The organism is Neisseria lisongii, from assembly GCF_028463985.1.
Lineage (GTDB): Bacteria > Pseudomonadota > Gammaproteobacteria > Burkholderiales > Neisseriaceae > Neisseria > Neisseria lisongii.
In genome coordinates, this window is sequence record NZ_CP116766.1 from 450,894 (window position 1) to 475,430 (window position 24,537).

A 24,537-nucleotide genomic window follows, 5' to 3' on the forward strand; every position below is an offset into this window, starting at 1 on the left:
TATGCCGTCTGAAAACAGGGTTTGCCTGTTTTCAGACGGCATTATTGTTGAACAGGGTGATGGAGTAAATTCACGATATATCCCCAAAGCCGCCGTATTGTCTTGTGTACGTTTTGTGGATAAATCCGTTTGATTGTTGAATTGGCTGAAAAAAATCGGTCTGATTAAAAAACAGTCAGAGTGTGCCGTTTCCTGATAAGTGGCGCTCTTTGCTATAATGGCGGCCGAAATCTATTGAGAGAATGCACTATCTATGAATGCTTACCAACAGCAGTTAAACCGTAAAACCGATTATTTAAACGATTTGTTTCAAGGCTTGGCGATGCCGCCGGTGGAGGTGTTTGCCTCGCCGGAGCAGCATTACCGGATGCGTGCCGAATTTCGGGTGTGGCATGAGGGAGACGAGATTTTTTATGCCATGTTTGAGCCGGGGCAAAAAGCGGGCGGGGCGAGTTTGATTCGTTGCGATCAGTTTCCGGCGGCGGCATTGTCGGTGAATGAATTGATGCCCGAGCTGATTGCGGCGGTCAGTGAAAGCGAAGTATTGAAAAAGCGTTGGTATGCGGTGGAATTTCTGGGCACGCTCAGCGGCGAAATGTTGGTAACGATGATTTACCACAAGCGGCTGGACGAGGAATGGGAAGCCGCTGCCCGCCTGCTGCAACAGCGTTTGGGCGTGTGGATTATCGGCCGCAGCCGGGGACAGAAGCTGGTGTTGGCGCAGGATTTTGTTACCGAAACGCTGAATGCGGCGGGTAAAACATTCCGTTACCGCCAGATTGAAGGGAGTTTTACCCAACCCAATGCGCAGGTGTGCGAAAAAATGCTGGCGTGGGCGTGTGCGGCGGCGGAAGGTTTGGGCGGCGATTTGCTGGAACTGTATTGCGGCAACGGCAATTTTACTTTGCCGCTGGCAACCCGTTTTCAGAAGGTATTGGCGACTGAAGTGTCGAAAACTTCAGTTGCGGCGGCGATGTGGAATATCGAAGCCAATCAAAGCGATAATGTGAAAATCGCCCGCTTGTCGGCGGAAGAATTTACCGAAGCCTATACGCAAAACCGTCCGTTCCGCCGCTTGCAGGAGCAGGGCATTGAATTGTCGGATTACCGTTTTTCCACTATTTTTGTTGATCCGCCGCGCGCCGGTGTCGATGATGAGACCCTGAAACTGGTGGCGCAGTTTGAACATGTGATTTACATTTCCTGCAATCCGCAGACGCTGCGGGCGAATTTGGATACCTTGTGCCAAACGCATACGGTGGAACGCTTTGCGCTGTTTGACCAGTTTCCGTTTACGCATCATATTGAGAGCGGTGTGTTGCTGAAGCGGAAAAAATAAATATGCCGTCTGAAAACGGGTATAACGAGTTTCTGCGTAGCTAAAACCTGATTTTCAGACGGCATGGTATGAAATTGCAGAATCAGTTGCTCAATACGTCCACGCCTTTGGGCGGGGTAAAGCGGAACTGGCTGCGTGAAAGGCTGGGGTGGGTGTTCAAGCCCGAAAAGCTGATGCTGGTTTGGTTGCCGAAGCTGTCTTTCAGCTGCATGGCCGCCAGATTGTCGCCTTTGAAACCGATGCGGATAAACTGATAACCGGCATTGTTTTTCTTCGGCGTGGCCAACACATAATCGATGCCCTCGCTGCTGCCGTCTTCTTTCAGCGTGTAGCTGCTGTCGAGCGCCGTTTTGTTGGACAGAATCGCCGCCGGGCTGTCGCCGATGGCTTGGTTTTGCGAAGATTTGGTTACTTGCGCCAAATCGACATCATACAGCCAGATGGTTTGGCCGTCGCCGACGATGGTCTGTTTGTAAGGCTTGGTGTATTCCCATTTAAACAGGCCGGGGCGCAGGATTTGGAACGAACCGTGGGTGGTTTGGGTTTTCTTTTTGCTTTTCACCGTTTGCGTGAAACTGCCGCTGAGGCCGTCTGAATCGTTGTTGAACTTTTTCAGAGCGTCCACCGCACCGGCGTGCGCCAGACCGACGGCGGCGCTCAAGCCCAAAGCGGCAAACAGGCGGATTGCAGAATGTGCTTTCATATTGACCTTTCTCAGGTGGGAAATCGGGTTGCGTATGGGATAAGTATAGGCGCAAATCGGCACGATGCAAGCCCGACTGACCGAATGTAAATTTTGTAAACGCCGCAGATTGTAGCTTAATTGTTTGAAAAACGGCTGATTTTTTATACTACCGCCGTTTTCGGTTTTCACAAAATTTTAATCAAACCGCCGTTCGGTTTGGGGTAAAACGGCGACACATGCCGCCGGATAAGGATTTTGCAGATGAACAACGGAATATATGATTTATTGGAGCAGGCGCTGTTATCGGATTGTCCGGATGAAAAAGGAAGATTGACCGAAGCTGCATTCGAACTCAGCCGCCGAAACGGTTTTCAGCCCGAAGCTGCCGGCCGGCCGCTGGATTTCCGTGTTGCCGGCCGGCCGCCTAAACCGCTGCTGGTTGCTCCGTCTCAGGTTACGCCGAGAAAAATGAACACGGTTGAGGGCTACGCTGCCATGCTGCACGCCATTACCCATATCGAGTTCAACGCCGTCAATCTGGCGCTCGATGCTGCCTACCGCTTCCGCCGTCTGCCCGCTGCTTTTGTGCAGGACTGGATTCGGGTTGCCAAAGAAGAGGTGTACCATTTCCGCTTAATGCGGGAACGGCTGCGCAGTTTAGGCTTCGACTACGGCGACTTTGAAGCCCACAACCATTTGTGGGATATGGCGTACAAAACCGCCTACGACCCGCTGCTGCGCATGGCCTTGGTGCCGAGGGTGTTGGAAGCGAGGGGCTTGGACGTTACCCCTGCAATCCGTGCCAAAGTGGCACAAAAAGGCGATCAGGAAACCTGCTCCGTGTTGGACATTATTTATCGGGACGAAATCGGCCATGTCGAAACCGGCAACCGCTGGTATCAACATCTTTGTCAAGAACGGGGGCTTGAGCCGGTTGCCCTGTTCCGCCGACTGATTGCCCGCTATGATATGTTTATTTTTCGGGGCTATGTGAACATCGAAGCCCGGGAACGTGCCGGATTCAGCCGCTTCGAACTGGATATGTTGGAAGATTTTGAAAAAAGTCTGAAACAGGGCAAAACAGGCAATTAAGCCGGAAACAGGCCGTCTGAAAATGCGTATGGCGGTTTTCAGACGGCCTGTTTAAATCTATTGAGGAAACCATAATGATTCAGGCAATATTATTCGATTTGGACGGTACATTGGCGGATACCGCCGCCGATTTGGGCGGTGCGCTCAACCGCCAACTGCGGCGGCACGGTAAAAACGAAGTGCCGTTGGAACAAGTACGCTCGGTTGCCACCCACGGTAGCGCCGCCTTTATCCGTTTGGGCTTCGGCATTGATGGCGACAGCCCTGATTTTGAAACGCTGCGACAGGAATATCTTGACGAATACCGGCAAAATTTTTGTCGGGATACGGTGTTGTTTGCGGGCATCAATCCGTTGTTGCTGGAATTGGCGGAACGGGGCATCAAATGGGGCATTGTAACCAACAAACACCGACAGTTTACCGACAATCTCGTTCCCGCCCTTGATTTTGCCGTCCCGCCGCAGGCGGTGGTCAGCGGCGACACCTGCACCGAGGCCAAGCCCAGCGCCATGCCGCTGCTGTATGCCTGCAAACTGATGAATGTCGAACCGGAAAATTGTCTGTATGTCGGCGATGCCGAGCGGGATATGCAGGCGGCGAAAAATGCCGGTATGCGGGCGGTGTTGGCTGAATGGGGTTATATCGCCGAGAGCGATTGTGTTGCCGAATGGGGCTGTGATGCGGCGGTTGCCACGCCCGATCAGCTTTTGGACTGTTTGGTATGAATCCGCAAAAGGCCGTCTGAAAATGCGTAAAACGGATTTTCAGATGGCCTGAAAGGGCGTAAAATTTAAAACTGTTGTTGATTGTATTTCAGCTTTGTTACCACGTTCCGCAAAAGGGAAAACCATGTTTTTTGAATCCATCCAAGCTGCACCCGCCGACCCGATTTTGGGTTTGGGCGAAGCCTTTAAAGCCGAAAACCGTCCTGAAAAAGTCAATCTCGGTATCGGCGTTTATAAAGACGCATCGGGCGCAACGCCGATTGTCAAAGCCGTTAAAGAAGCCGAACGCCGCCTGCTGGAAAGCGAAACCAGCAAAAACTATCTGACCATCGACGGCGTGGCGGAATACAATGCCCAAACCCAGATTCTGCTGTTTGGCGCAGACCATGAAATCATCGCCAGCAAACGTGCCAAAACCGCACAAAGTCTGGGCGGTACGGGCGCATTGCGGATTGCCGCCGAATTTGCCAAACGCCAGCTCAACGCCAAAACCGTTTGGATTTCCAACCCGACCTGGCCCAACCACAACGCCATTTTCAAAGCCGTCGGCATTCAGGACAAGCCTTACCGCTATTACAATGCCGAACAGCACGGCTTGGATTGGGACGGTCTGATTGCCGATTTGAGCCAAGCGGAAAAAGGCGACATCGTGTTGCTGCACGGCTGCTGCCACAATCCGACCGGTATCGACCCGACACCGGAACAATGGGACACGCTGGCAAAAATGTCCGCCGAAAAAGGCTGGCTGCCGCTGTTTGACTTTGCCTATCAAGGCTTCGGCAACGGCTTGGAAGAAGATGCCTACGGCCTGCGGACTTTCTTAAAAAATAATCCCGAATTGCTGATTGCCAGCTCGTATTCCAAAAATTTCGGGATGTATAACGAACGTGTCGGCGCATTCACCGTGGTTGCCGCCGATGCCGACACCGCCGAACGGGCGCACAGCCAAGTTAAAACCATTATCCGCACGCTGTATTCCAACCCCGCTTCCCACGGTGCCAATACCGTGGCATGGGTGTTGAAAGATGAAGGCCTGAAAGCCCAATGGATTGCCGAATTGGATGAAATGCGCGGCCGTATTAAAGCCATGCGCCAAAAATTCGTTGAGCTGTTGAAAGCCAAAGGTGCGAAACAGGATTTTGATTTCATTATGGAACAAAACGGCATGTTCTCGTTCAGCGGCCTCACGCCCGAACAGGTCGAGCGGCTGCAGAAAGAATTTGCCATTTACGCCGTCCGCTCCGGCCGCATCAACGTTGCCGGCATTACCGACGACAACATCGATTATTTGTGTGAAAGCATTGTGAAAGTGTTGTAAGGCATTTTTAGGCTGAATCACGCAAACCGATGCCGTCTGAAAATAGCATAATGGTGTTTTCAGACGGCATCGGTTTATCGGGATTGGTTTTTTGAACGATATATAGTGGATTAACTGAATAATCCATACAATTTAATCCGACACTTGTAGGGTGCGTGCCAAAGCACGCACCTGTTCTGTGCATTTTATGTTGAAGCCGTCTGAAAATCTGATTTTAGCTTCACAGAAACTCGCTTTACTCGTTTTGGCGAAACCTGCGGTTTTAGCTTCGCAGAAACTTGCTACGCTCGTTTTCAGACGGCTTTCATGTGAAATTTAAAGAACACGTGCATGCTTAGGCAAGCACGCTACACATCATTCCCCATCCCGCTGGTGGGAAGGGTGGTTCACTTGGGGGTGTAATATTTTTTTGGTTATTTCACTATACCTTTTTCAGACGGCATCAATCTATGAGTAAAGAAATTTTAGGCATTTTATTTATCCCGTTCGGGATTATCAGCATGTGTGCCGCAGCGGTGTGGCAAATGTATGTGATGCTCACCGAAACCCACACGTTAAACCAATATAAAAATCGGGCGCTGGTGTGGCGGGTAACGGCGCTGTTTTTGAGTTTCAGCCTTGCCGTTTATTGGCTCTGCCCGAACGCCCGCAAAAAAGGCATTGTGTTCTTCCTGCTCGGCGGCGGGGGGGCGCTGATGTATCTGTTGGCACGCCTGTGGCTGCCGTTTAAGCATTAACCGGCCATCAAGGATTTTCTGCCAGAAATTCCCCCGCCAAAGCGACATATCGTTCAGCGGAAGTCAGCAGGGCGGCACGTTCTTCGGGAGAGAGCGCCCGAACAGCTTTGACCGGCGAACCCATATACAGCCAGCCGCCTTCGAGTTTTTTGCGCGGCGGAACCACACTGCCTGCGCCAATCACTGTGTCGCTGCCGATTTCGGCACCGTCCAAAATCACGCTGCCCATGCCGATTAACACCCGGTCGCCGAGCGTGCAGGCGTGGACGGTGGCGTTGTGGCCGATGGTAACGTCTTCGCCGATCATCAGCATACCGTGTTGCGGATTATCATTTGTCGGGCCGGAAACGTGCAGCACGCTGCCGTCTTGGATATTGGTGCGCTTGCCGATGCGGATGCCGTTGATGTCGCCCCGTATCACCACGCAGGGCCAAACGGAAACCTGATCGCCCAATACGGTATCGCCGATGACCACGGCGGAAGAGTCGATAAACACATCTTGCCCCACTTGCGGGGTATGGTTGCGGAAAGAGCGGATATTCATTGTTTCAACCCTCAAGGCTTGTTTGATATATGTGAATTCACCGTAAACTATATCAAAAAATCCCCCAATCGGCGATTTATCCGCCTGCACACCTTTTCAGACGGCCTGTTAAGTATTAAGATGTTACCGATAACTTCAGCTAATCAACACAACCATTCAAAGGATAATCATGAAAGTATTGTTATTGGGCGCACCCGGCGCCGGCAAAGGCACTCAGGCGCAATTCATCACCGCAGCGTTCGGCATTCCGCAAATTTCCACCGGCGACATGCTGCGTGCGGCGATTAAAGCGGGTACGCCGCTGGGTTTGGAAGCCAAAAAAATCATTGACGAAGGCGGTTTGGTGCGGGACGACATCATCATCGGCATGGTGAAGGAACGCATTGCGCAAGACGATTGCGCCAACGGTTTTCTGTTTGACGGTTTCCCCCGCACGCTGGCGCAGGCCGAAGCGATGGTGGAAGCAGGCGTGGATTTGGATGCCGTGGTCGAAATCGATGTGCCGGACGGCGTGATTATCGACCGCATGAGCGGCCGCCGTGTGCATCTGGCTTCGGGCCGTACCTACCACATCAGCTACAATCCGCCGAAAGTCGAAGGCAAAGACGACGTAACCGGCGAAGATTTGATTCAGCGTGATGACGACAAAGAAGAAACCGTGAAAAAACGTTTGCAGGTTTATCACGAGCAAACCGAAGTATTGGTAGGCTTTTACAGCAAACTGGAAGGCGAACACGCCCCGAAATACATCAAAGTGGACGGTACGCAGGCGGTAGAAACCGTCAAAGCCGAAGTGTTGTCTGCTTTAGGCAAGTAAAAACCGTATGACAAGGCCGTCTGAAAAATATGATTTTCAGACGGCCTTTGTAATGAAAAAGCTGTTAAAATCGGCTTGAACGAATAGGCAACAGGCTGGGCTACCCTGCACGCTGTTCCCCGTCCCGCTGGCGGGACGGGGTTAGGGGAAGGGTGGTTCGCTGTGTTGTGATGTTTTTTACAAGTGAACACCGAATAAAGCACGATAATCCAGTAAGGCTGTACCGCTGCTGAATTCCGCAATCCGCTTCCCCGCTCCCAATCAGGAATGGGTCGTGAAAAAGAGTGCTTACCTTGCTGTGCTTGTCCGGTTGTTTCACAATGCCGTCAATTTTGAAAACCGGTTTCCCTTATTTCACTTCATTGATCATACGGAAAAAACATGAATCCTCTGATAACCGACCCGAATATGCCGACGCAGCACACGCCTGTGATTGTCGCCTTGGATTTCGCCGACGAACAAAGCACACTGGAATTTGTCCGCACCCTCGACCCGCAGCTGTGCCAAATCAAAATCGGCAAAGAACTGTTTACCGCCACCGGCCGCCCGCTGGCGGAAAAGCTGATTGCACAGGGCTTCAAGCTGTTTCTCGATTTGAAATACCACGACATTCCGCACACCGTAGCGCAGGCGTGTAAAGCCGCCGCCGAAATGGGCGTGTGGATGGTCGATATGCACGCCTCGGGCGGCCGTCGCATGATGGAAGCAGCGGCGGAAGCCGTTGCCGGATATCGGGAAAAACCGCTGCTGATCGGCGTAACCGTGCTGACCAGCATGGAGCAGAGTGATTTGGCGGAAATCGGTTTGGACATCACGCCGGAACAACAAGTATTGCGTCTGGCAAAACTGGCGCAAAGCTCCGGCTTGGACGGCGTAGTCTGCTCGGCGCACGAAGCCGCACCGCTGCGGCAGGCGCTGGGGCAGGAGTTTGTATTGGTTACGCCGGGCATCCGCTTGGACATCGCCGGCAACAATGACGACCAACGCCGTATTATGACCCCGCAACAAGCATTGGCAGCGGGTTCGAGCTATCTGGTGATGGGGCGGCCGATTACCCGTGCCGCCGATCCGATTGCCGTGTTGCGGGAAGTAAACCGCAGCGTATTTTCAGACGGCATCTAAACAGGCAGCAAAGTTTATGGCACAGACATTCCACAACGAAACACTGGCAGCGCAGTTTGCCCAAGCCAAAGTGCTGGTGGTCGGCGATGTGATGCTCGACCGCTACTGGTTTGGCGACGTATCCCGCATTTCGCCCGAAGCACCGGTGCCGGTGGCGAAAATCAACAAAATGGATCAGCGGGCGGGCGGTGCCGCCAATGTCGCCCGCAATATCGCCTCGCTGGGCGGGCAGGCAGCGCTGCTGTCGGTCTGCGGGCAGGACGAAGCGGCGGATGCATTGGCAGGCCTGATGACGCAGGCAGGCGTGGCCGCCCATTTAATGCGGGACGCAAGCATTGCCACCACCGTCAAACTGCGTGTTGTCGCCCGCAACCAACAGCTGATCCGCCTCGATTTTGAAGAATGGCCGCAAGACGAAATTCTGGCGCAGGTGCAGTCGCAATACCGCAGCCTGTTGCCGCAATACGATGCCGTGATTTTTTCCGACTACGGCAAAGGCGGGCTGACCCACATCGCCGATATGATCGATTGGGCCAAACAGGCAGGCAAACCCGTCTTAATCGACCCCAAAGGCGGCGATTATGAAAAATACGCCGGTGCCACCCTGATTACCCCCAATCGGGCAGAATTGAAAGAAGTGGTTGGAAGTTGGAAAAACGAAACCGAGCTGACCGAAAAAGCCCAATCCCTGCGCCGCCATTTGGAATTAGATGCCGTATTGCTCACCCGCAGCGAAGAGGGCATGACTCTGTTTAACCAAAACGAACCGGTTTACCAACCGACCCGGGCGCAGGAAGTCTATGACGTTTCCGGCGCAGGCGACACCGTGATTGCCGGTATGGGCTTGGGCATCGCCGCCGGCCTGACGCTCCCCGAAGCCATGCACCTTGCCAACACCGCCGCCGGTGTGGTCGTGGCCAAACTGGGGACGGCAGTATGCTCGTTTGACGAACTGACCACCGCACTGGCAGAAGAATAACCGTTTTCAGACGGCCTCAACCATGCCGTCTGAAAACCGATTGGAAAAGGAAAACAACATGACTATTATCGTAACCGGTGCCGCCGGCTTTATCGGCAGCAACATCATCAAAGCCCTCAACCAAAGAGGCATTACCGACATTGTTGCCGTCGATAACCTGAGCAAAGGCGAAAAATTCAAAAATCTCGCAGAATGCGAAATCGCCCACTATCTCGACAAACACGAATTTATCCGTCTGGTGCGCCAACACGCCTTGCCGTATGACGACATCAGAGCCGTATTCCATCAGGGCGCATGTTCCGACACCATGAACCACGACGGCCTGTATATGATGGACAACAACTACCAATACACCCTCGACTTATTCGACTGGTGCCAAGACGAACGCATTCCTTTTCTCTATGCCTCCAGCGCCTCCGTTTACGGCAAAGGCGAAATCTTCCGCGAAGAGCGGGAATTAGAAAAACCGCTCAATGTCTATGGCTATTCCAAATTCCTGTTCGACCAAGTGTTGCGCCGTCGCATGAAAACAGGCCTGACCGCCCAAGCCGCCGGTTTCCGCTACTTCAACGTTTACGGACAACACGAACAACACAAAGGCCGTATGGCATCAGTTGCCTACCACCATTTCCACCAATATCGGGAAAACGGCTACGTCAGCCTCTTCGGTGCCAACGACGGCTACGGCAACGGTGAACAAACCCGGGACTTCGTCAGCGTAGAAGACGTAACCAAAGTCAACCTGTTTTTCTTCGACCACCCCGAATTATCAGGCATTTTCAACCTCGGCACCGGCCGCAGCCAACCATTTAACGAACTCGCCGCCGCCACCGTCAACGCTTGCCGCATCGCCGAAGGCAAACCCGAAATGAGCCTGGAAGAGCTGATCGAAGAAGAACTCATCCGCTACGTACCCTTCCCCGATGCCCTCAAAGGCAAATATCAAAGTTTCACCCAAGCCGACATCACCCGCCTGCGGGAAGCCGGTTATCAGGAAGACTTCTTAGATGTCAAACAAGGCGTCAGCCGCTATGTCGCATGGCTGCTGGAAAATCAGGGGTGAGTAAAACATTGTTTTAATGAATAATATTTCTATCATGCGTGCCGCAGCACGCACAGGGTTGTTACACGGCGGATTAGAACCCCATTCCCGCCAATCCTGAAAATCTTTTACTCATTGAAATCAAAGAAACAAGCCGTCTGAAAACTTGGTTTTCAGACGGCTTGGTCTTATGGTTGAAATGAGAGAATAATTGGGGTCTGTGTAGGAAATCGGTTTTCAGACGGCCTCTCACAACCATCCCAACCCATCTATTCCAATTTCATCAACCCAAAAATACGGCCCGCACCCGTTCTAGGTCTTCCTGCGTATCGACACCGGCGGCGGGGGCGTGGTCGGTGATTTCTACGGCAATCGGGAAGCCGTGCCACAATACCCGCAGCTGTTCGAGCGATTCGATGTTTTCCAGCGGGGAGACGTTCATTTCGGCGTAGCGTTGCAGAAAGCCGGTGCGGTAGGCGTAAATGCCGATATGGCGCAGGGCGGGGGTTTCTTTAGGGAGGTCGGGCAGGTTTTCCCGCATGGTGTCGCGCGGATAGGGAATCGGGGCGCGGCTGAAGTAGATAGCGTTGCGGTTTTTGTCGAGCAGCACTTTTACAACATTGGGGTTGATAAATTCGCTGAAATCGGCAAGCGGGTGGGCGGCGGTGGCCATTTGGACGTTGTGTTCGACCAAGACTTCGGCGGTGCGGTCGATCAGTTCGGGATTGATCAGCGGCTCGTCGCCCTGCACGTTGACAACAATCAGGTGTTGCGGCAGGTTGAGGCGTTTGGCGGCTTCGGCAAGGCGGGTGGTGCCGCTTTCGTGTTTGTCGGAAGTCATCACCACTTCTACGCCGTGGGCGGCGCAGGCATCGGCGATGTCTTGATGGTCGGTTGCCACTACGATTCGTGCAGCACGGCTTTTGGCGGCTTGTTCGGCCACCCGCACCACCATCGGTTTGCCGTGAATATCGGCCAATGCTTTGTTGGGCAGGCGGGAAGACGAGAGGCGGGCGGGAATCAGAACGACAAATTCGGTCATGCTTCAAGCTCCTCTGCGCTCAGTTGTCGGGCTTCGTTTTCCAGCATATAAGGAATGCCGTCGCGAATCGGGTAGGCGAGCTTGGCCTGACGGCTCCACAATTCCTGCGTGTCTGGGTGGTATTCCAATTTGCCTTTGGTTACGGGGCAGACCAAAATGTCTAAAAAGCGTTTTTCCATGGTTTGTTTGCTTTCGTATTGATAACGGTAAAACTGTACTGACGGCCGGTTTCGGGAAAGCAGCCGCCGTTTTGCATTCGGGTATCAACTGCTTTCGCTCGGGTATTTGGTTTCCATTTTCAGACGGCCTAAAACAAATGCCGCCAAATCGGGTTCGATTATCGCACAAACGGGCAAAACCCACACATTTTCTGCTGCTTCGCCGCTTAATTTTACAGCATCTTTTTCAGTAATCAGCACTCTGTCGGCCTGCGGCAAATCCTGTTCCCGAATTTCGGCATGGTCGGGCAGGATAACGGTTTGCGCAGGCGTGATGCCGAGCGAAGCCAGCGTATCAAAAAAACGCTGCGGTTTGGCAATGCCTGCTAATGCAGCGATGGTCGGGGCCGGGTTGGTTTCGTTTGTGTTGGTTGGGGAGAAACTTTCGGTTTTGGCTGCACTGAAATTTGCTGCACTCATTTTAGCTTCGCTGAAACTCGCTTCGCTCATTTTGGCGAAACTTTCGGTTTTGGCTGCGCAGAAACTCGCTTCGCTCATTTTCAGACGGCCTGCGTGCCATTTTTGTTGCGGATTGTTCAGGCGGTAGATTTCCCCGGCTTCAATCCGGCTGCAAAAATGTGCCGCCGCCGATAATTTTTGCGCTGAACCGCCGCCGCTGATCACGATTGCGTCCACCGAGTTCAACCGCTGCAAAGGTTCCCGCAGCGGGCCGTTGGGCAATACGTCCAAACCGCTGCGCCCGACATCGGCACTTGGAAACACGGCAATTTCAATATCCCGCTGCAAGGCATAATGCTGCAAACCGTCATCGGCGACAATCAGTTCTATATCGGGATACGCCGCCAGCAATGCCCGCCCGGCCTCCGCCCTGCGGCTTCCGACCGCTGTCGGCGCACCGGTTTTGCGGTACAGCAGCAGCGGCTCATCGCCGGCATCTGCGGCGCTGCTATGTTGGTTCAACACATAGACTTCACGGCTTTTGCGACCGTAGCCCCGACTGATGATGCCGACTTTCACGCCCCGCTGCTGCAGCGCCGAGACCAGCGCCGCCACAATCGGCGTTTTCCCCGTTCCGCCAGCGTGGATGTTGCCGACCACCACCACCGGAACCGGCAAACGCTCGCTTTTCAAACGGCCTTTTGCAGCCGCTCGGCGGCGCTGCGCCGCTACGCAGGCAAACAGCAGCGAAAACGGCTTGAGCAGGCAACTGAGCCACCGTTTCGGCTGTTGCCAGTGTTGTTCGATAAGTTGATGAAGTTGCGACATCGCCCTGCCTGAAAAATTGCGGTTGGTGTGGCGTTGATGGTATCGCCGAATGGGCATACGGTCAAACGGATTGTCGAGCCAAAACAAAAGTACGGACACACCGCATTATGGGAAAAACGTATTTTTGCTATAATCCGAGCTTTTCCGCCCGAAATCCCGAATCATGATGCCCGAATTATTTGCCGCCGAAGCCGTTTCCGTGTCCGAACTCAACCGTTTGGCAAAAAACTTATTGGAAAACAACCTGTTCGGCTTGTGGGTGGCGGGCGAAGTATCCAATCTGACCCGTGCCGCCAGCGGCCATATCTATTTTTCGCTCAAAGACAGTCGGGCGCAGGTGCGCTGTGCCATGTTCAAAGGTGTGGCAAGCCGTTTGGCGGCGACGTTGAAAGAAGGCGATCATATTGAAATTTCGGGGAAAATCAGCATTTACGAGGCACGGGGCGAATTTCAGATTACCGTCAGCGAAGTCCGCCTGAAAGGTTTGGGGCAACTTTACGAAGCCTATGAAAAACTGAAAGCCAAACTGCAGGCCGAAGGCGTGTTTGCGGCGGAACGCAAGCAACCTGTGCCGCCGCAGCCGAGCCGCATCGGCATTGTTACCAGTCTTGCCGCCGCAGCGCTGCGCGATGTGGTATCCACGCTTAAACGCCGTGCGCCCGATATTCCCGTCTGCGTGTATCCGACAGCGGTTCAGGGCGCAGGCAGCGGACAACAGATTGCACAGGCAATCCAAACGGCGGCCAGCCGCAGCGAAGTTGATGTTTTGATTATCTGTCGGGGCGGCGGCAGCATTGAAGATTTATGGGCATTTAACGAAGAAATCGTGGTGCGGGCGGTAGCGGCCTGTCCGATTCCCATTGTCAGCGGTGTCGGCCACGAAACCGATTTTACGCTCACCGATTTTGCCGCCGATGTGCGTGCGCCTACGCCGACCGCCGCCGCCGAATTGGTCAGCCCCGACCGTGCCGCCGCCCTGCAACGGCTGGCGCAGGCCGAAGGCCGTCTGAAAACCGCCCTGCAGCAGCGCTATTACGATGCCGCCCAAAAACTCGACTGGCTCGCCCGCCGCCTGTACCACCCCGGCCAAAAACTGCAGGAACGGCAAAAACACCTCGTTGCGCTGGCGCAAAACCTGCGTTTTGCCATGCAGCAAAACCACCGCCTGCATACCCGACAATTTCAGCAGCACCAGCAAACTCTTGCCCGTCTGCGCCCCGATATTTCGGCGGCGCAGCAGCAATGCAGCCATTTTCAGACGGCCTTATCGCAATCGTTCCGCCAACTTCTTGAATTGAAACGGCAACAACTGATCCGCCAACAAGACCTGTTGCAGGCCGTGTCGCCGCAACATATTTTGGAACGGGGCTTTGCCATCGTCAAAAACGGCAGAGGACAAATCGTCCGCCACGCCGCCGACTTGAAACAGGGACAAAAACTGCACCTCATCTTTGCCGACGGAGAAACCGATGTACGGGTTACCGGCGAACAGGCACAACCCGATTTGTTTGATTTTTCATAATCCGGCGTGAGGTTTGACCCAACAGCGGACTTGCGTAAGATAACGAGAGCAGTTCTTGATTTATCTATGATTTTTAAAGCTATTTGTAGCATACGTGTTAAAGTATGCAAGGGTTTGTTGATAGATTAGCGAGAATTATAGTAAATCAACCGAAAAAATATGACACCACATCGAGCCACCCTTCCCCTAGCCCCTTCCCGCCAGCGGGACGGGGAACAAAGTGCAGGTGGACCAACTTAGCTTGCCGATTTGTACAGAAAATTCGGTGTTTTAACTATAACGCCTATTAATTTTAAAAAATATCTCACTCATTGAAATCAAAGAAACAAGCCGTCTGAAAACTTGGGTTTCAGGCGGCTTCTGTTTGGGGTTTTTAAACGGACTTTAGCCCAGCAGGGCTAATAAAGCGTTTTCGTCCAACACGGTAATGCCTAGGGCGTTGGCTTTTTCGAGTTTGCTGCCTGCGGCTTCGCCGGCGACGAGGAAGTCAGTTTTTTTGGAGACGCTGCCGGAGACTTTGCCGCCGGCGGCTTCGATCATGGCTTGTGCCTGATCCCGTTTGAGGGTCGGGAGGGTGCCGGTGAGGACGAAGGTTTTGCCTGCGGCGGGGGATTCGGCGGCGGTGTTGCCGCTGTCGTTTTCAGACGGCATGGCGGCGAGGAATTGTTCGATGTTTTGCAGCAAACGGTGGTTTTCGGCTTGGTTGCGCCAGTTTTGCCATTCGGCGGGTAGGGCTTTGTCGGTCAAAAGGCCGCTGACGGATTGGCCGGAAAGTTCCCACAGGGCGGTGGCTTTGGTTTCGCTGATTTTGAAACCGGGTAGGCGGGCGAGCCATTTTTCGGGGGCGGCGTAGCGGGCAAGCGGTAGGGTAATGGCTTGGGTTTGCGGGGTAACGCCTGCGGCGAGCAGTTCGTCGATTTGGCGTTGCTGTTCGCTTTGGGCGAAAAAGTGGGCGATGGAACGGGCGACGATGTTGCCGATGTCGGGGAGACAGGCGAGCAGCGGCTCGGGGGCGAGGCGGACGGTTTCGAGGCTGCCGAAGGCTTGTGCCAGTGATTTGGCGGTGCGTTCGCCGACGTGGCGGATGCCGAGTGCAAACAGGAAACGTGCCAATTCGGGGCGGCGGCTGTTTTCGATGCCCTCCAGAATATTCTGCGCCCATTTGACGGGCTGTTTTTTGGCGGTTTTGCCGGTTGGTGCTTCGTCTGATAAGGCTGTGGCGGGGTTTTCAGACGGCATGGTTTCGCTGCTTTCGGCGTTTTCTTTCATTTTTTGCAGGGTGGGAATGTCGAGGCGGTAGAGGTCGGCGAAATGCTGCACCAGATTTTGGGCGACCAAGGCTTCGATTTGTTTGTCGCCCAAGCCGTCGATGTCCATTGCTTTGCGTGAGGCGAAATGAATCAGCGACTGCGCACGCTGGGCGGCGCAGAGCATGCCGCCGCTGCAGCGGGCTACGGCTTCGCCTTCTTCTTTTTCGATGTCGCTGCTGCAAATCGGGCAAGTATCGGGCAAGCGGTATTGCGGGTGTAGCGGCACTTGATTTTCAGACGGCCTTGCTTCCGTAATTGCTCCGAACAAGTCGCCTTGCGGGTTGGATTGGGTTGCGGCGTGTTTCATCGGGCGGCGTTCGAAGACAACCCGCACGATTTCGGGAATCACGTCGCCGGCACGGCGCACGACGACGGTGTCGCCGACCCGAACGTCTTTGCGCTGGGCTTCGCCTTCGTTGTGCAGGGTAACGTTGGTAACGGTTACGCCGCCGACAAATACCGGTTTCAGGCGTGCCACGGGAGTAACGGCACCGGTGCGGCCGACTTGTACGTCAATCGCTTCGACTTGGGTCAATGCTTCTTCTGCCGGAAATTTGTGTGCCACTGCCCAGCGCGGCGCACGGGAGATAAAGCCCAAGGTTTCCTGTTGCGCCAAGCTGTTGACTTTAATCACCATGCCGTCGATTTCGTAGAGGAGCGACGGGCGTTTGTGCTGCATGGCTTCGTAAAATGCCAACACGCTGCCGATGTTGGGGAAGACGTTGTAATTGCCGTCGGGCAAACTGAAGCCCAGTGTTTTGAGCAATACCAGTTCGTCAAAATGGGTATGCAGCGTTTTGCCGCCTTGTTGTTCGGCAATGGAATAGGCGAAAAAGTGCAGACGGCGTTTGGCGGTGATTTTGGAATCGAGCTGGCGCAGGCTGCCGGCGGCGGCGTTGCGGGGATTGGCAAACAGTTTTTGATTGTTGACCGTCTGAAATTCGTTGAGGCGGATAAAATCGGCTTTCAGCATCAATACTTCGCCCCGAACTTCCAAAAATTCGGGAACATCGCCGCCGTGCAGCCGCAGCGGAATATTGGCAATGGTTTTCACGTTGCGGGTAACGTCTTCGCCCGATACGCCGTCGCCCCGTGTGGCTGCCTGCACCAGCAGGCCGTTTTCGTAAGTCAGGCTGATTGCCAAGCCGTCGAATTTCGGTTCGATAACATATTCGGGTGTTTCTCCGCCCAAGCCGTTGCGCACACGTTCGTCAAATGCCAGCATTTCGCTGTGGTCGAATACGCCGTCTTCGTTTTGCGGCGAAAAGGCATTGCTCAATGAGAGCATGGGAATGCGGTGGCGCACGCTTTGAAATTCGGGCAAGGGTTCGCCGCCGACACGCTGGGTCGGGCTGTCGGGCAAACGGTATTCGGGATAGGCGGCTTCCAAGGCTTCCAGTTCGCGAAACAGTCGGTCGTATTCGGCATCGGGAACGCTGGGTGCGTCTAATGTGTAATATTCGTAGGCGTAGCGGTTGAGCTGGGCGGTAAGTTCGTCAATGCGTTGTTTCATGGCGGTATTTTTCAGCGGAGGCGGTGGGGTGGAATCACCTTGGATTGGGTCTGGCTGCCGTTGATAACAAAGCACAAACCTGCGGGGTTTGTGCTTTGCTTAAACCGGAGCGTGTCGGATTTGGGAAATCCTGCCGGAATGAATCAGGAAAACAGTCGGCGGGCGGCGGGGCTGCCGGGTTTGATGTCGATTTTCAGCATTTCTTCCTGACGGGCGGCAATGTATTCGCCGGCGTTTTTAATCCATTCGGCGGAAATTTTTTCCTGTTTGTCGTTGACCCAGTCCAGATTCAGTTGCTCGGACAATACGCCCGCCAGTTCGATAAAGTGGTCGAAGGCTTTGCCGCCTGCCGGAACGTGCGGAATGTCAAACAGCATACTGAAGCCCCGATAGGCTTGGGAAGCGAGCAGGGCTTCGCTGAATTGGACGTTGTCGCTGCTGGCCAGCGTAAACAGCGGACGGCTGCCGCTGCCCGGGTAGTGGAATGTGCCGTCGGCATTGAGTTGGAAACCGGCGGATTCGGCAACTGTACGCAGTTCGCTGCCGCTGATGCCCGAAGGGGAAATCAGGTGGATGGCGATGGTTTGGTCCACGCGGGCGCAGAAAGCGTCTAAAACCTGTGCTACTTCGGTAAATTGCGCCAAATCGGTGTGGCGTACTTGGGCATTGACGGATTGGGCGAATGCGTCCACTTGGCGTTTGAAGTGTTCCAATTCTTCAACTGCGGCCAAACCGTTGCGGCTGACTGCCTGCACGCCCATGATAAAGCCTTGGTAATACACGCCCGGAATCGGCTCGGCGACTTGGAAGCGGTCGTCGGTGGTGCAGCCGATGATTTGGAAACGGTGGTGTTCGGAGAGGCGGGGTAGGGTGTGCAGTTCCTGCGGTTGTGCCGGTACGACGTATGCCAGATAGTCGAAACGGCAATCGAACCACGGCAAATCAATCTGCATCAATTCTTCGATGGTAACCGGCTGGTCGGCAACGGCGGCGGTTTGCGGCGCAGGCGTTGCGGCCGGTTTGCTGTCGGCGGCCTGTTTTTCTGCTGCCTGTTTCTGTTTGGCGGCAAACAGCTCGTCCTGCTCTTGGAGATTGCGCAGGGCGGCTTCGGATTTTTTCGGTTTTTTGATAAACAGACCCGTACCGCCTTTTTCGCCGCTGTCGCGGACATGATTGGTTTTGCTTTCCAACAGGGCATCTTTGTCGGAATGGCCGAACTGTTCGTTGACGTTTTTGCGGTATTGGTTTTCTTGGTACATATTGTAGATGATTACAGCCAAGATAACGGCGAGGCCTAAAACGATAATAATCATGTTGTCATCACTTTTGTAAAGATTGGGTTACATCATACCGCTGCGGGCGGATACAGGTATGCCGATTATAACGAAATTTGACAGTTGTCGCAGCAAATTCTCGTTATCGCAAATCCACTATAGGCCGTCTGAAAATGAGACGAATGAATTTTAGCTTCGCTGAAATTTGCTTTGCTCGTTTTCAGACGGCCTGATGTTCACGCTCTACCGGAAAACCGGCTTCAATCAGCCGCTGCCAGTCGAAAAAATGGCCGGGGTCGGTTTTGCGGTCGGGCGCAATGTCTTGGTGGCCGGTTACCGCCTGAATCGGATACTGTCGGCACAGTTCGTCCAGCAGGGTATGCAGCGTTTGGTACTGCATTTCGGTAAACGGTTCGAAATCGCAGCCTTCCAGTTCGATGCCGATGGAAAAGGCGTTGCATTTTTCCCGACCGGCAAACGAAGAAATGCCGGCGTGATACGCCATGTCGTCGCAGGAAACAAACTGCACTGCTTCGCCTTGACGGGTAATCAGAAAATGGCTGGAAACCTGCAAATGGGCAATGACACTGAAAAACGGGTTGTCGTCGGGCTTGATTTGATTGGTAAACAGCTGCTCGACGGCCGGGCTGCCGTATTCAAAAGGCGGCAAGGAAATATTGTGCAGCACCACCAGCGACACGGTTTCATCGGGGGAGCGGGCGGAAAAATTGGGCGAGGCGGCTTGGCGGGCGGGCAACCAGCGGCCGTTTTGCCATGCGGTTGGCGTGTTCATCGGGAAAAGACCTTTCGGAAAATGGGGCGGCTTGGGGCGGGAGCGTGCCGAGGCCGTCTGAAAAAAGGGTTTCTGCACAACACTGCCTGCAGTGGGAGCAGGAAAATATCGGCAAAATACTGCGCTTCGGTTATACTGTTGCCGAATTTTAATTTTGTAATCCTACCATGTTGAAAAAATTGTTTAAACGGGCGGTTTTGATTTTTATCTTGGCGGCGGTTGCCGTGGCGGTGCTGCTGTTTCTGCCGAAAGAAAACGCCGGCGGCTACCGGATCAAAGTTGCGCCTAATCAGGGCATTTCTTCGGTCAGCCAAAAGCTGGCGGACGATGATGCGGTGTACAGCCGCCATGTATTGGTATTGGCGGCATATGCCTTGGGTGTACACGACCAGCTGCATACCGGTAGTTACCGCCTGCCTAAAAGCGTTTCCGCTTGGGATATTCTGCAGCGGCTGCGGGGTGCGCATCCGGACACGGTCAGTGTGAAAATTGTCGAAGGCACACGCTTTGCCGCCATGCGCAAAATCATCAATACCGCCGAAAATGTGCGCCACGATACGGCGGGCTGGAGCGACGAGGAAATTATCCAAGCGGTTGATCCGCAGGCGGAACACAGCCATCCTGAAGGCCTGTTTTTCCCCGACAGCTACGAAATTGATGCCGACAGCAGCGATTTGCAGATTTACAAAGCCGCCTATCAGAAAATGAAAACCCGTCTGCAGGCGGCGTGGGACGAGCGCCGCAGCGGCCTGCCGTACCACAATCCGTATGAAATGCTGATTATGGCGAGCATTATCGAAAAAGAAACCGGCCATGCCGACGATCGGGCGCATGTGGCGGCGGTGTTTGTCAACCGTCTCGACATCGGTATGCGCCTGCAAACCGACCCGACTGTGATTTACGGCATGGGCAACGCCTATAAAGGACGCATCCGCAAAGCCGATTTGCGGCGGGATACGCCTTATAATACCTACACCCGCAGCGGCCTGCCGCCGACACCGATTGCCCTGCCGGGCAAAGCGGCTCTGGAAGCGGCGGCGCACCCGTCGCAGGAAGACTATCTGTATTTCGTATCGAAAATGGACGGTAGCGGCAAAAGCCAGTTCAGCCATACTTTGGATGAACACAATGCGGCGGTGCGTAAATATATCCTGAAAAAATAATCTGATAGGCCGTCTGAAAAACGGGAAACGGTTTTGCCTTGCAGAAATGTGTTCCGCTCGTTTTTCAGACGGCCTCAATCGCAAACATTTAAGAAAACCACAGCCATGAAAGCACAATTTATCACTTTGGACGGCATCGACGGCGCGGGAAAATCCACCAATCTGGCGGTGATTCGGAACTGGTTTGAAGAGCGCAAGCTGCCGGTGCTGTTTACCCGCGAGCCGGGCGGCACGCCGATAGGCGAAGCCCTGCGTGCGCTGCTGCTCAATCCGGCAACCAAAGTGAGCCTGCATACCGAAACCCTGCTGATGTTTGCCGCCCGCCGCCAGCATTTGGAAGAGGTGATTTTACCGGCGTTGGAGCAGGGTGTGCATGTGGTGTCCGACCGGTTTACCGATGCCACCTTTGCCTATCAGGGCGGCGGTCGGGGCTTGGATTTCAAGCAGATTGAAATCTTGGAAAACTGGGTGCAGCAGGATTTTCGGCCGGATTTGACGCTGCTGATGGACGTGCCGCTGGAGGTGTCGATGGCGAGAATCAGCCAAACCCGTGAAAAAGACCGCTTCGAGCAGGAACAGGCGGATTTTTTCACTCGGGTGCGGGCGGCGTATCTGCATCGTGCCGCCGCTGCGCCCGAACGTTATGCGGTGGTGGACGGTAATCGTGATTTGGCGGCGGTGCGTGCGGATGTCGAAGCGGTGTTGTGCCGCCACTTTCAGGCGTGTGCGTATTGAAATCGCTGCAAACGCCCCTATATCGTTGTCATTGTTTCAAAACCGGCGGTGCCGTCTGAATGGCGGCAAAACCTCCGGTTCGATTATTTTAGAAGGAAAATCATGCAGGTAACATCAAAATGGCTGGACGGAATGTGTTTTGTCGGCTCGACTGAAAGCGGCCACAGCGTGGTGATGGAAGGTTTGACCCAAGAGGGTGCAACCCGCAGAGGCCCCAGTCCGATGGAAATGCTGCTGTTGGGCGTGGCGGGCTGTTCGAGCATTGATGTGGTGATGATTGCCGAAAAACAGCGGCAAAAAGTGGTAGATTGTCAGGCGACGGTAACGGCAAAACGTGCCGAAAGTGTGCCGAAAGTGTTTACCGAAATCCATATTCATTTCAAGGTTATCGGTCGGGATTTGCAGGAAAAAGCAGTGGCCCGGGCGGTGGAAATGTCGGCGGAAAAATATTGTTCGGCATCGATTATGCTGGGCAAGGCGGCTAAGGTAAGCCACAGTTTTGAAATTGAAAATCTTTCGGAAGACGGCGAATAGGGCGGTTTGCCCGTGCAAAAATAAGCAGATATATTCAGCGCCGACCCGACCTGTGAATATATCTGCTTATTCGGATTTCTTCTCTCTCTATTGCCTTTATAATAACTTGGCATTTCTTTGAAGGGCATTGTGCAAGTTTTGTTTAGGATTGTCAACAATTATTAAGTAGTATAAAACATAACCCGCTATTGCACCGAAAGGGTGAGGGGAACAGTAATTATGATGAACAATGAAATAACGCTCAGCAGCGCACCGGCAACGTCTTCGCTGATTTTGGAAGAACGCCACGATTCGGAGTTGTTTCGGGTGTATGCTTCGATTTTGGACGGCATCACCGACCATATCCTGTTGCCGGGGAAAAAGCTGACCGAGTCGGATTTGTGCCGCCAGATGGTGTGTTCGAGAAACACCGTGCGCGGGGCGCTGTCGCTGCTGGCGCACGATAAAATTGTCGATTTGCAGCCCAATCGGGGGGCGTTTGTGCATGTTCCCGATGTGAAGGAAATGCGTGATGTGTTCAACGCCCGCATTGAAATGGAAACCATGATTCTGAGTATGCTGGCGGAAATGCCGGAGTTGGAAAAGCGGCTGGTGCCGCTGTATGCGATGATTGAACAGGAGCATCAGGCATCGAGCAGCGGCGACCGTGTGGGCTGGAACAGGTTGTCGAATGCGTTTCATGTCGAATTGGCAAGGCTGTTGGAAAACGATGTATTGTTTGACATTATGAACACGCTGTGCGCCCGTTCGTCTTTGATTGTGGCGGTGTGCGGTATGCAGGAACCCCGTTCCATCAACGACCATACCCATTCCGAACACCGTGAGATTCTGGACCTGCTGGTCGGCGGCAAGCGCAACCGTGCCGTAAAAATCATGCGCAAACATCTGACTGCGTGTATCGAGCGTTTGGAACTCAGCTTTGCTGCAGACGAATAATTGCCGCAGTTTTTCTGTGCCGCAAAGGCCGTCTGAAAACGAGTGTCGTGAGTTGCTGCGAAGCTGAAATCCGCCACACTCATTTTCAGACGGCCTCGTATATGCCGCTCAAACAAAAAATAAAGGAAGACAATGGAGAGCCTGATTACGCTGGTTTCGGTATTAACGCCGATGTTTGCCGGATTTTTTATCCGTGTGCCGAAACATTTGCTACCCGCCATCGATAAAGTTCTGACCCTGCTGGTGTATATCATTTTGCTGCTGATCGGCGTGTCGCTGTCGCAGGTGGAAAACCTGTTTGCCCGTTTGGATACCATATTGTGGCAAATGCTGCTGCTGTTTGGCTGCATTATCGGCATGAATCTGGTGGTATTGGTATGGTTTGACCGCCGCCATCCGTGGCAGCTTGAGGGCGGACGTAAAACCAGCGTCAGCATTTCCGGCAGTATCAAGCAGCTTGGGTGCGTTGTGGTCGGCTTTATCCTCGGCAGCCTGTTGCCGCAGGCGTGGCTTCCGCCGGAAAAAACGGGGATGTATTTCCTGATGGCGATGGTGCTGCTGGTGGGCATCCAGCTCAACGGCAGCGGCATTAAAATCCGTCAGGTTCTGATTAACAAGCGGGGCGTGCAGACCGGTTTGCTGCTGATGGCGTCTTCACTGGCGGGCGGGCTGCTGTTTGCCGCCTGCGTAGCGGAAGTATCGTGGACGCAGGGGCTGGCGATGGCTTCCGGTTTCGGCTGGTATTCATTGTCGGGTTTGGTGATGACCGAGGCCTACGGTGCCGTGTGGGGCAGCGTGGCGCTGTTGAACGATTTGGGGCGGGAATTTCTGGCGCTGCTGACCATACCGCTTTTAATGCGGCGCTGTCCGAGCAGCGCAGTCGGTATCGGCGGCGCAACCAGCTTGGATTTTACCTTGCCGGTGATTCAGGGAGCGGGCGGTTTGCAGGTTGTACCGCTGGCGATCAGTGCCGGTTTTCTGATTAACGTGGCAGCCCCATTTCTGATGGTGGTTTTTTCGTCTTTCGGTTGAAGCGTTTCACAGATTTTGGCAAAATTCAGACAAAAGGAACCCGCCATGAAACCAAGAATCCAAAGACATGAAAAAATCATCGCCTTGGTGCGTGAAAACCACTATATGTCGATCGAAGCGCTGGCAAAAATATTGGACGTAACGCCGCAGACCATCCGTCGGGACATCAATATCCTGAGCGAAGAAGACGTATTGCGCCGCTATCACGGCGGTGCGACCATGGGCGATATTCTGGAAAGCGAGCTGCACAGCGGCAAACGCAGCAGCCTGCAGGACGAGAAAAACGCCATTGCGCAGATGATTGTGGAACACATTCCCGACAATGCTTCGCTGTTTCTCAGCATCGGCACGACTATGGAAGCAGTGGCCGCCGCCTTGGTCAAACAGCGTAAAAACCTGCGCATCATCACTAATAATATCTATGTTGCCTCGGCCGCTTCGGCACGCAGCGATTACACCGTAATCATCACATCAGGCGTGGTGCGGCCGCTGGACGGCGGCGTAACCGGCGTGGCGACGGTGGACTTTATCAACCAATTTAAAGTCGATTATGCGGTGATGAGTACCCACGGCGTGGAACAGGACGGCTCGCTGCTGGATTACGACTATAAAGAAGTCAGCGTGATGCAGGCGATGATGAGCAATGCACGGGTACGCTTTTTGGGCGTGGACCATTCCAAATTCCAAAGCAATGCCTTGGTGCGGCTGGGTTCGATTAAAGATTTCGACAAAGTGTTTACCGACCGCCCTTTGGAAGAACACATGCAGAAAATTCTCGACGGTGCCGGCATCGAGTGCCGGATTCCGCAGCCTGTCGAGTGTTGATTTATCAAACCGC

General features: G+C 53.8%; 24 protein-coding genes. 16 read left to right on the plus strand and 8 right to left on the minus strand.

The window, feature by feature from the left end:
- Nucleotides 1-253: 253 nt before the first annotated feature.
- Nucleotides 254-1,339 (plus strand): tRNA (uridine(54)-C5)-methyltransferase TrmA, encoded by a 1,086-nt coding sequence (gene trmA / locus PJU73_RS02015; RefSeq protein ID WP_237091186.1) that lies wholly within the window; start codon nt 254-256, stop codon nt 1,337-1,339.
- An 82-nt stretch (nt 1,340-1,421) separates the two neighbouring features.
- Here the strand turns inward: trmA and lolA are convergent, their stop codons facing one another.
- On the minus strand, nt 1,422-2,042 hold the full coding sequence (gene lolA, locus PJU73_RS02020; protein WP_237091187.1) for an outer membrane lipoprotein periplasmic chaperone LolA: 621 nt from the start codon (nt 2,040-2,042) through the stop codon (nt 1,422-1,424).
- 243 nt (nt 2,043-2,285) lie between these two features.
- On the opposite strand from lolA, the gene PJU73_RS02025 reads away from it, so the two are divergent.
- From PJU73_RS02025 to PJU73_RS02040, 4 genes are all read left to right on the plus strand, one after another.
- Complete coding sequence (locus tag PJU73_RS02025) at nt 2,286-3,116, plus strand: ferritin-like domain-containing protein (RefSeq protein WP_237091188.1); 831 nt, start codon at nt 2,286-2,288, stop codon at nt 3,114-3,116.
- 74 nt (nt 3,117-3,190) lie between these two features.
- Nucleotides 3,191-3,841 (plus strand): HAD family hydrolase, encoded by a 651-nt coding sequence (locus PJU73_RS02030; RefSeq protein WP_237091189.1) that lies wholly within the window; start codon nt 3,191-3,193, stop codon nt 3,839-3,841.
- 124 nt (nt 3,842-3,965) lie between these two features.
- Nucleotides 3,966-5,159, plus strand: coding sequence for an amino acid aminotransferase (locus tag PJU73_RS02035; RefSeq protein ID WP_237091190.1), 1,194 nt, complete (start codon nt 3,966-3,968; stop codon nt 5,157-5,159).
- A gap of 449 nt (nt 5,160-5,608) precedes the next feature.
- On the plus strand, nt 5,609-5,896 hold the full coding sequence (locus tag PJU73_RS02040) for a hypothetical protein (RefSeq protein ID WP_237091191.1): 288 nt from the start codon (nt 5,609-5,611) through the stop codon (nt 5,894-5,896).
- A gap of 7 nt (nt 5,897-5,903) precedes the next feature.
- On the opposite strand, the gene PJU73_RS02045 is transcribed toward PJU73_RS02040, so the two are convergent.
- Nucleotides 5,904-6,440 (minus strand): gamma carbonic anhydrase family protein, encoded by a 537-nt coding sequence (locus tag PJU73_RS02045; RefSeq protein ID WP_237091192.1) that lies wholly within the window; start codon nt 6,438-6,440, stop codon nt 5,904-5,906.
- A 169-nt stretch (nt 6,441-6,609) separates the two neighbouring features.
- Between PJU73_RS02045 and adk the strand changes: the two genes are divergently transcribed.
- The 4 genes from adk (at nt 6,610) to rfaD (ending at nt 10,421) form a co-directional block, all read left to right on the plus strand.
- Nucleotides 6,610-7,257, plus strand: coding sequence for an adenylate kinase (gene adk, locus PJU73_RS02050; RefSeq protein WP_237091193.1), 648 nt, complete (start codon nt 6,610-6,612; stop codon nt 7,255-7,257).
- A 381-nt stretch (nt 7,258-7,638) separates the two neighbouring features.
- On the plus strand, nt 7,639-8,379 hold the full coding sequence (gene pyrF, locus PJU73_RS02055) for an orotidine-5'-phosphate decarboxylase (protein WP_237091194.1): 741 nt from the start codon (nt 7,639-7,641) through the stop codon (nt 8,377-8,379).
- Nucleotides 8,380-8,395: 16 nt separating this feature from the next.
- Nucleotides 8,396-9,358, plus strand: coding sequence for a D-glycero-beta-D-manno-heptose-7-phosphate kinase (gene rfaE1, locus PJU73_RS02060; protein WP_237091195.1), 963 nt, complete (start codon nt 8,396-8,398; stop codon nt 9,356-9,358).
- Nucleotides 9,359-9,416: 58 nt separating this feature from the next.
- Nucleotides 9,417-10,421, plus strand: coding sequence for an ADP-glyceromanno-heptose 6-epimerase (rfaD, locus tag PJU73_RS02065; RefSeq protein WP_237091196.1), 1,005 nt, complete (start codon nt 9,417-9,419; stop codon nt 10,419-10,421).
- A 262-nt stretch (nt 10,422-10,683) separates the two neighbouring features.
- Here the strand turns inward: rfaD and kdsB are convergent, their stop codons facing one another.
- From kdsB to lpxK, 3 genes are all read right to left on the minus strand, one after another.
- Nucleotides 10,684-11,442 carry a 3-deoxy-manno-octulosonate cytidylyltransferase gene (kdsB, locus tag PJU73_RS02070; protein ID WP_237091197.1) on the minus strand — a complete coding sequence of 253 codons (759 nt, stop codon included), beginning with the start codon at nt 11,440-11,442 and terminating at the stop codon, nt 10,684-10,686.
- The gene (locus PJU73_RS02075; protein ID WP_237091198.1) at nt 11,439-11,621 is read right to left on the minus strand and encodes a Trm112 family protein; all 183 of its coding nucleotides are present in this window, start codon (nt 11,619-11,621) and stop codon (nt 11,439-11,441) included. The genes kdsB and PJU73_RS02075 overlap by 4 nt, the downstream gene beginning before the upstream one ends.
- A gap of 84 nt (nt 11,622-11,705) precedes the next feature.
- Complete coding sequence (gene lpxK, locus PJU73_RS02080) at nt 11,706-12,887, minus strand: tetraacyldisaccharide 4'-kinase (protein WP_237091199.1); 1,182 nt, start codon at nt 12,885-12,887, stop codon at nt 11,706-11,708.
- A gap of 166 nt (nt 12,888-13,053) precedes the next feature.
- Between lpxK and xseA the strand changes: the two genes are divergently transcribed.
- On the plus strand, nt 13,054-14,409 hold the full coding sequence (gene xseA / locus PJU73_RS02085; RefSeq protein WP_237091211.1) for an exodeoxyribonuclease VII large subunit: 1,356 nt from the start codon (nt 13,054-13,056) through the stop codon (nt 14,407-14,409).
- A 384-nt stretch (nt 14,410-14,793) separates the two neighbouring features.
- Here xseA and ligA read toward each other — a convergent pair whose 3' ends face one another.
- The 3 genes from ligA to ampD all read right to left on the minus strand — a co-directional run bounded on the left by ligA (nt 14,794) and on the right by ampD (nt 19,299).
- A complete protein-coding gene (gene ligA / locus PJU73_RS02090; RefSeq protein ID WP_237091200.1) occupies nt 14,794-17,232 on the minus strand; it encodes an NAD-dependent DNA ligase LigA in 2,439 nt (812 codons plus the stop codon).
- Between the two features lie 143 nt (nt 17,233-17,375).
- A complete protein-coding gene (locus tag PJU73_RS02095) occupies nt 17,376-18,545 on the minus strand; it encodes a cell division protein ZipA C-terminal FtsZ-binding domain-containing protein (RefSeq protein ID WP_237091201.1) in 1,170 nt (389 codons plus the stop codon).
- 181 nt (nt 18,546-18,726) lie between these two features.
- Complete coding sequence (gene ampD, locus PJU73_RS02100) at nt 18,727-19,299, minus strand: 1,6-anhydro-N-acetylmuramyl-L-alanine amidase AmpD (protein WP_237091212.1); 573 nt, start codon at nt 19,297-19,299, stop codon at nt 18,727-18,729.
- 167 nt (nt 19,300-19,466) lie between these two features.
- On the opposite strand from ampD, the gene mltG reads away from it, so the two are divergent.
- The 6 genes from mltG to PJU73_RS02130 all read left to right on the plus strand — a co-directional run bounded on the left by mltG (nt 19,467) and on the right by PJU73_RS02130 (nt 24,524).
- Entirely contained in the window at nt 19,467-20,462 is a 996-nt protein-coding gene (mltG, locus tag PJU73_RS02105; RefSeq protein ID WP_237091202.1) for an endolytic transglycosylase MltG, read from the plus strand.
- A 105-nt stretch (nt 20,463-20,567) separates the two neighbouring features.
- Nucleotides 20,568-21,197: a dTMP kinase gene (gene tmk / locus PJU73_RS02110; protein ID WP_237091203.1), complete on the plus strand. Its 630-nt coding sequence runs from the start codon at nt 20,568-20,570 to the stop codon at nt 21,195-21,197.
- Between the two features lie 102 nt (nt 21,198-21,299).
- The gene (locus PJU73_RS02115) at nt 21,300-21,731 is read left to right on the plus strand and encodes an OsmC family protein (protein ID WP_237091204.1); all 432 of its coding nucleotides are present in this window, start codon (nt 21,300-21,302) and stop codon (nt 21,729-21,731) included.
- Between the two features lie 222 nt (nt 21,732-21,953).
- A complete protein-coding gene (locus PJU73_RS02120; protein WP_237091213.1) occupies nt 21,954-22,667 on the plus strand; it encodes a GntR family transcriptional regulator in 714 nt (237 codons plus the stop codon).
- A 132-nt stretch (nt 22,668-22,799) separates the two neighbouring features.
- Nucleotides 22,800-23,699: a LysO family transporter gene (locus PJU73_RS02125; protein ID WP_237091205.1), complete on the plus strand. Its 900-nt coding sequence runs from the start codon at nt 22,800-22,802 to the stop codon at nt 23,697-23,699.
- Between the two features lie 45 nt (nt 23,700-23,744).
- Nucleotides 23,745-24,524 (plus strand): DeoR/GlpR family DNA-binding transcription regulator, encoded by a 780-nt coding sequence (locus PJU73_RS02130; RefSeq protein ID WP_237091206.1) that lies wholly within the window; start codon nt 23,745-23,747, stop codon nt 24,522-24,524.
- The last annotated feature ends 13 nt before the right edge of the window (nt 24,525-24,537 follow it).